General features: G+C 46.3%; 6 protein-coding genes and 2 tRNA genes. 3 read left to right on the top strand and 5 right to left on the bottom strand.

Going from position 1 to position 7,084, the window contains the following annotated elements:
• Positions 1–202: 202 nt before the first annotated feature.
• Both JGK22_RS31970 and cofG read left to right on the top strand, forming a co-directional pair.
• Positions 203–352 (top strand): hypothetical protein, encoded by a 150-nt coding sequence (locus tag JGK22_RS31970; protein WP_293187051.1) that lies wholly within the window; start codon positions 203–205, stop codon positions 350–352.
• 90 nt (positions 353–442) lie between these two features.
• Positions 443–1,405 (top strand): 7,8-didemethyl-8-hydroxy-5-deazariboflavin synthase subunit CofG, encoded by a 963-nt coding sequence (gene cofG, locus JGK22_RS31965; RefSeq protein WP_293314468.1) that lies wholly within the window; start codon positions 443–445, stop codon positions 1,403–1,405.
• Between the two features lie 127 nt (positions 1,406–1,532).
• Here cofG and JGK22_RS31960 read toward each other — a convergent pair whose 3' ends face one another.
• From JGK22_RS31960 to cpdA, 3 genes are all read right to left on the bottom strand, one after another.
• The gene (locus JGK22_RS31960) at positions 1,533–2,309 is read right to left on the bottom strand and encodes an SDR family NAD(P)-dependent oxidoreductase (protein ID WP_293187049.1); all 777 of its coding nucleotides are present in this window, start codon (positions 2,307–2,309) and stop codon (positions 1,533–1,535) included.
• Between the two features lie 207 nt (positions 2,310–2,516).
• Entirely contained in the window at positions 2,517–3,995 is a 1,479-nt protein-coding gene (locus tag JGK22_RS31955) for an alpha-amylase (RefSeq protein ID WP_293187048.1), read from the bottom strand.
• Between the two features lie 439 nt (positions 3,996–4,434).
• The gene (cpdA, locus tag JGK22_RS31950; protein ID WP_293199305.1) at positions 4,435–5,214 is read right to left on the bottom strand and encodes a 3',5'-cyclic-AMP phosphodiesterase; all 780 of its coding nucleotides are present in this window, start codon (positions 5,212–5,214) and stop codon (positions 4,435–4,437) included.
• A 206-nt stretch (positions 5,215–5,420) separates the two neighbouring features.
• Between cpdA and JGK22_RS31945 the strand changes: the two genes are divergently transcribed.
• Positions 5,421–5,491, top strand: a tRNA-Cys gene (locus JGK22_RS31945).
• 404 nt (positions 5,492–5,895) lie between these two features.
• Here the strand turns inward: JGK22_RS31945 and JGK22_RS31940 are convergent.
• Positions 5,896–5,977: transfer RNA gene (locus JGK22_RS31940), tRNA-Leu, on the bottom strand.
• Between the two features lie 127 nt (positions 5,978–6,104).
• Positions 6,105–6,815: a peptidoglycan-binding protein gene (locus tag JGK22_RS31935; RefSeq protein WP_293220820.1), complete on the bottom strand. Its 711-nt coding sequence runs from the start codon at positions 6,813–6,815 to the stop codon at positions 6,105–6,107.
• Between the last annotated feature and the right edge of the window lie 269 nt (positions 6,816–7,084).

Genomic DNA, 7,084 nt, shown 5'->3' with positions numbered 1-7,084 from the left:
AATGCGGTTGTCGGTGCTGGTGACCCAGTTGCAAAACTGCGACCACAGGTTGGCGCTTTCGCGCTGCTGTAAGGTTGCTGTCATGGTTTTATGATTGCTTTATTTGGTTTTCAATGTTCGTGACGGCTTTGTGTTCCGCCATGTAAATAAATATAAAGCTTTTATTTCGGTTTGTAAAGGGGTTTTAAGCACAGTTTTTCTTATGACTGGTATAAGCCATACTTATATTTATCCCAAAGCTTGCTGTATGGGGAATTCAAAAGCAGACTGGGGAATTTACAGGCGATCGCACCAAGAAAAAAATGCTCATAATTTAGCTGATAACGAGATTCGGGACTGGCGTGAGTGTTAAGATAAATGAAGGAGCGCGATCGCCAACCGCAAAACTCGCAGTGAGATATATATGTTATTGCGTAAGTCCGATCGATAAAAATCCCAAGGAATGTCCCGCACCGTCACCTACAGCCCTGCCTATACGTTGGTTCCCACCTACGAGTGTTACAATCGCTGCACCTATTGCAATTTTCGGGCCGAACCGCTGCAAAGTCCTTGGCTGACACTCACAGAAGCCGAAAAACAGCTCAAATTGCTGCTTCCTCAAGGTGTAATTGAAATTCTGATCCTCAGCGGCGAGGTACATCCCCAGAGTCAACGGCGCAAAGCCTGGTTTCAGCGGATTTACGATTTGTGCGAACTGGCACTTAGTCTCGGATTTTTACCGCATACTAATGTGGGGCCGCTCAGCTTTGAGGAGATGGCACAGTTAAAACAGGTGAATGTCTCGATGGGGCTCATGGTAGAACAGTTGTCCCCCAATTTGTTAAAAACGGTTCACCGACACGCACCGAGTAAAGTGCCGGCGCTGCGGCTGCAACAGTTAGAATGGGCTGGGGAATTGCAGATTCCGTTTACCACTGGTTTGCTGTTGGGAATTGGGGAAGCTGAGGCGGATTGGATTGAGACGTTGGAGGCGATCGCCCGGATTCATTCGCGCTACAATCACATTCAAGAAGTTATTTTGCAGCCTCACAGTCCGGGAAACAAGCAAAGTTGGGACGGCGAAGTTTTTGATGCTACAAAAATGCCACAAGTAATTGCGATCGCCCGCAGCATTTTACCATCTGAAATCGCCCTACAAATTCCGCCGAATTTAGTTGCACAGCCCCAAATATTGCTAGCTTGTTTAGAAGCAGGTGCGAGAGATTTAGGCGGAATTGGGCCGCTGGATGAAGTTAATCCCGATTATCCTCACCTGCAACAACAAACTTTAACAGAAATTTTAGCAGCAGCCCGATGGCAACTCGTGCAGCGTTTGCCTGTTTATCCTCAGTACGATAACTGGCTACCGCAGACATTGCAAACTGCTGTCAAACAATGGAGAGTTGGAAATATTTATCAAATATGAATTGCGCGCGGCGGGTTAGAAACCGGGTTTCTTAGAAAAATTAGGGTTTAGTAGCGAGGAATTAGGGAAGAAACCCGGTTTCTCGATACCCATGTGTAAGTCCTATAAACTTGCATAATATCAGATTTTAAATCAAAGAACCGCCACCATCAATCCAGACTTCAGTACCTGTGATAAAGCTGGAGGCATCGGACACCAAAAATAAAACTAATTGAGCGATTTCTTCGCTGGAACCTGCGGTATTATCAGTCAACGGAATCACATCTTTAATACAATCAGCCGGGACTAGGATGCGATCGAGATGGCGCTTAACGGTACTTTGATCGATCGCAGTCAGCACTCCACCCGGACATATCACATTGACTCTGATGTGGCTGGGTGCAAGTTCTAGCGCCAGCATTTTTGCAAAAGCTACCTGCGCTGCTTTGCTGCAAGCGTAAGCTGTAGCGCCAACTTTCCTGAAACTTCTGGTGCCGTTAATCGATGATGTAATGACGATGGAACCTCCTTGTTTTTTGAGATAAGGAACAGCATACTTAACCGTCAAAAAAGTTCCTGTGAGGTTGATGTTAATTGTCCGATCCCATTCATCCGGTTCTATCTCTTCTATCGGCGACCAGACACCATTAATCCCCGCATTTGCGAACACAATATCAATTCTTTGATATTCGTCAAAAATTGTTTCAAATGCCTGTTGCATATGCTTAGAATCAGCCACATCTGCGGCAATCGCCAGCCCGCAACCTCCTTGATTGACCAACTCGCGGACGGTTTCTTGTGCTGTTTCTAAAATGCGATCGATAATTGCAACTTTTGCGCCTTCTTGGGCGATTAATATTCCTGCTGCACGTCCAATGCCCGACCCGCCGCCCGTAATTACGGCAACTTTTTCTGCAAGTTTCATAATTTTTTATTTAAATAATTTAGTGGCGCGATCGCCTAAAAGTAAGATTAGAAAGAGAGGACTGAAGTCCTCACTACGAACAGGCTTTAATCAGCAAAAATCAGAAATAGCCAAGTAAAAAATGGTTGGATAGGACGATCGTAGCCGTAAGGTGCGCAGCGCGCACCCTACTTCAGATAGAGGATGCCGTCAAGATTTAGGTCATGCTTAGGGCTGAGGAACCCAGACAGAAACTGAACCGGCGTTGCACCTAAAATCAGCCCAACCATCGTCATTAGTTGCGATCGGTTCTTTGATGTGTTCGGTGATGTCAATATAAGTTTGATTTGGATGTCCGACTTCCATAAACTTAGTGCCATCGCCTCCATTACTCAGTACCACAGCCATACCGCCCGGATGTTCTTCATCTCCGAGTCGCGTCCAGCCAATCGTGTTGGCGTGGTCGAAGTAATCGTACTGATTCCCGTAGGAATAAGTTTGGCGTGCGAACAAGAATTGATCGAGAATCCCTTGATGTTTGTCTAACCAAATCTCGTATTCGTTGCCATCATTTGCTGTGTCCTTATAGTTTGCGCCGTAATAATCTGGGTAAAAAATGCACGGATATCCTTCGCTACGCAGCAGGATTAAAGCGTAAGCTAAGGGTTTAAACCAAGCCTCGACAACTGATTCAAGAGATTGTAAAGGCTGCGAATCGTGGTTGTCAACCAAAGTAACCGCGAGGGTTGGTTGGTCTTTTACCAGGGTGTTGTCAAAAATGGTACGCAAGTCGTAGCTATTGCCGGCTTTGCTAGCAGCGTGGAAGTTGTAGTGGAGGGGCGCGTCAAATAACGATACTTTACCATCCGTTGCTTGGATGAAGTAGTGCAAAGCTTCCACTTCGTAAGACCAATATTCACCGACGGCAAATAGGTCGCGTTTGGCATAGTTGCGGACGTGTTCCAACCATTCTTGGAAAAATTCTGCTGCTACGTGTTTGACGGCATCGAAGCGAAATCCATCAACGTTTGTTGTATCGACATACCACTCGCCCCAATATTTTAATTCGCCGGTGACTTCTGGGTTGTCCATATCTAAATCGCAACCCATGAGGTAGTCAAAGTTGCCCTTTTCTAAGTCTACCCCTCGATCGAATTCTTTGTCTTTGAGCAGGTAAACGGCATGGGTGTCTGTGTTGTAAACGTTGTAATCAATGGCGTCAAAATGCCACCAATGCCACTCCATGCTGGAATATTTTTTGTCGCGGCCTGGGAAAGTGAAATGCGTCCAAGCTTTGATTTTTTGATATTCGCCTACGGTGTCATTGCGGTTGTCTGGATTGAAGGGTGTGGCTTCGGCTTCTTCTTCTGCATCTGCACCTAATTTGTGGTTGAAGACAACATCGGCATAAATCCGAATTCCTACATCTTGTGCAGCTTTGATCGCGCGCAAATATTCATCTTTTGTGCCGTATTTGGTGCGTACCGATCCTTTTTGGTCGAATTCACCTAAGTCGAATATGTCGTAAACACCGTAACCTACATCCATCCCGCCGCCGGTTCCTTTATAGGCGGGCGGCAACCACAGGGATGTCACGCCTATTTTTGCTAAATCTTTTGCAGATTCTGCTAGCTGATTCCACAGGCTGCCATCAGCGGGGTTGTACCAGTGGAAATACTGCATCATGACGCCATTGACTTGAGACATATTAAGTTTCTCCTGTTTTGTAAGGTTGTCAGATATATTTTTGTTCGTTGTCGGTGCGCTCTAAATATGTCTGCAATTTACGGTCAATACTTATCATAAAATGTTGACCTTAATAAAGATATCTATCTGTTGATAGATTGACAATTGAGTGTGTTTTTGCTAATACTGTTTTGATATATAATTCAGTAAAAAATATGTTCTATGATTTGTAAATTTGGGTTCAGAAACTTGCTGAATATTGTTGTTTGCTGTTTGCGTTTGAAGCAACACAATCAAATTGGTTGGCTCGTTTGGACTTGAGTTATATGATTTTTACTGCGGACTGAAGTCCTCACTACTAACCAATTTGATGCGGACTGAAGTCCTCACTACGAACCTAGTAGAGGATTCTTGGATTTGCCGATCGCACAACTACCCACCACCTCTTAACTGTAAATTATCAAGTTGTTGCAGGTTCTGTGGCTACTCGCTCAATCTTAGTTTCCCAAGTACCATCGATCGCCAATTCGAGCAATCTAAATCCGGGCCCGATAGTATCGAGGACAATCGGATGGCTTTTGGGTAGCAGTTGGATGCAGGTACTCGGCGTGCCCAAGTAGGAAACTCCGTCTCGCTGTTGATGAAATTCTTGGTGAATGTGCCCGCAAAGGACGATTTTGATTTGAGGGTATCGATCGACAATTGCGAAAAATTCATCGGCATTGTGCAGCATCATTCCATCCATGATTTCACAGTCGATCGCCAGCGGATGATGGTGCAAAGCGATCGTAACAGGTCGATCGCCCGTTTGTTGCAGTTGAGAGTCCAGCCACTGCAAGCTGTCTGGGGAAAGCCGCCCGCCGTCGCATCCCGCTTCCACACTCGAAAGCAGCACAAACTGCCAGTTTCCTAGCATCCAGGATTTTTCAGGGGAAATCGGCGGCTGATTTAAGATTTCTGCCATGACTGGGATGTTGTCGTGGTTTCCCGGTATCCAGTAGGCGGGAATTCCCAGGGGGGCGATGAGGGAGATGAGGCGCTGGTAAGATTTGGGTGTTTCGTCTTGGGATAAGTCGCCTGTCAGCAACAGTAAGTCGGGGGGCGGCTGTATCTGTTGCAGGCGATCGAGAACTGCTAGCAGGGTGCGGGTTGTCGAGATTCCTTTCCATTGTCGATCGCACTCTGCGAACAAGTGAGTGTCGGTGATTTGGGCGACGAGTAGGGGAGAATCTGGTGTCATGGCTGCTGTTGCGGGTAAAGCGGAGGCGATCGAGCTATTTCTAGATTAGCCTGGGATGCCGTTGTGGGGGCGATCCTCTTCGTTGGCGTAGCCCCCGTAGGGGCGGGCTTCGCTAACGAACATTGGGCGATGGAAATTTTTGAGAGATATGTTGAAATAATCAGGATTTAGTGTATTATCGTATAACGTCAATTTTCAGACGTAACGGCGGCATAGCCAAGTGGTAAGGCAGAGGTCTGCAAAACCTCCACCCCCAGTTCAAATCTGGGTGCCGCCTTTATTTTTATGTGTTTGTACAATCTCGAAACTCCTTGTTTGCAAGGTTTCTGGGATTGTAACGGAGTGTAACCCGCACGTAATCGCATACAATCGACCACAGAAAGTAATGCAGATTTAATGTAATGGAAAATCAAGCGAATCCGGCGGGGGAGGTTGAATCAGACCAATGGAAGACTAAAGGCGGCGAGGATAGGTGTTCTGATTGAAGAAAGAGACGATCGCCTTTCCTTGTGAGCAAAAACCGGTTAATCGAGGATCGATCGAGACTCCTCAATGGCATAGCCATAAGTCTTAGGATCGCGAATTAAATAATTTACACATATTTGTGGGATGGGCGTCCCGCCCATCCCACAAGAAGAATAAAAATTGTAAGTTATTTAATTCTCATTCCTTACAAAGCGATGCGGATAAAAGGACTTGAACCTTCACTCCTTTCGGAACCAGAACCTAAATCTGGCGCGTCTGCCAATTTCGCCATATCCGCATTTTGACATTTGATTATTATAACACACAACATAGCGATAAGTCAACATCCAAAAACCCGGTCATTTTTGCACGCCGGGTTTATTGAGTTATAGGCACAGCAATTTTCCGTATTTTTAACTCATTACTTAGTTTTGCCCGATCGCCTTCCAGGTGATTTCGTCAACCACGCCGTCAGCAGTCAAACCCTTATACTCCTGAAATTTCTTCACAGCCGTAGCAGTGCGAGCGCCAAAAATGCCGTCGATGGGGCCCGGATCGTAACCCTGCATTTCCAGACGCACCTGTAGCGTCTTCACCTTGGAACCGGCAGCACCTTTAGTCAGAGCAGTTGCAGGATTGCCGGGAACAGGATCGCTGTTCTGAGTGGCAGCATTCCCCTGCAAATTTTCAGAAGCTGGCGCCGGATCTGCGGCTAAAGCTGTCCAAGTTTCTTTGTCCACGATGCCGTCGGAGTTCAACCGCTTAGACTGCTGAAAGGCACTGACAGCGGATGTGGTGCGAGAACCATAGGAACCGTCGATCGTCCCGATCGCGAAACCGTGAACCAGCAACCGCTGCTGTATGGCGGCAACTTCTGGGCCGTCTGCTCCTGCGGAGATAGTTTTTTCCTTTCTCACAGGCTTTTGCTCTCCTGCATAAAAAGGCTTGTTAAACATATCTCCTTGGGTAGTTGCTTCGGGCTGTACTGACGCACCCGGATCGGCGGGAGCTGTAAAGTCTCTGCGGTACTGTTCCTGCACAAAGGGTTTAGACTCGAAGGCTGCATTTGCCTTTTTAGTCAGCCCTGGAGCTAGCAGAGCGAGCACGCTGAAAATCGTAACAGTAGTTACACGCATAAGTTTCATCCTATTGGTGAGGTTTGACAAGGTTTCCCTGTTTTCTATGTTTCTCAATCTCATTGTATTACCCGGATAGCTTTCTGAGAAATATAGTAGAATGCCGAAGGAAGTTCGACCGCCGATTCTGTAACCGATTTAACGGATGGTTTGAAGGTGATTTTTTGATTAACCGCTCGTAAAAACCTGGACAAAGCTACCCAAAAGTAGTCAATGTTATACATCTACGTTAGTAATTTTAGTCCACAGTCCTAAAACTACAGGAATAA

This window comes from Microcoleus sp. PH2017_08_TRC_O_A, from assembly GCF_020738665.1.
Classification (GTDB): Bacteria; Cyanobacteriota; Cyanobacteriia; order Cyanobacteriales; family Microcoleaceae; genus Microcoleus.
The sequence above is the reverse complement of the archived record's forward strand: the minus strand, read 5'-3'. Positions and strand labels throughout refer to the sequence as shown.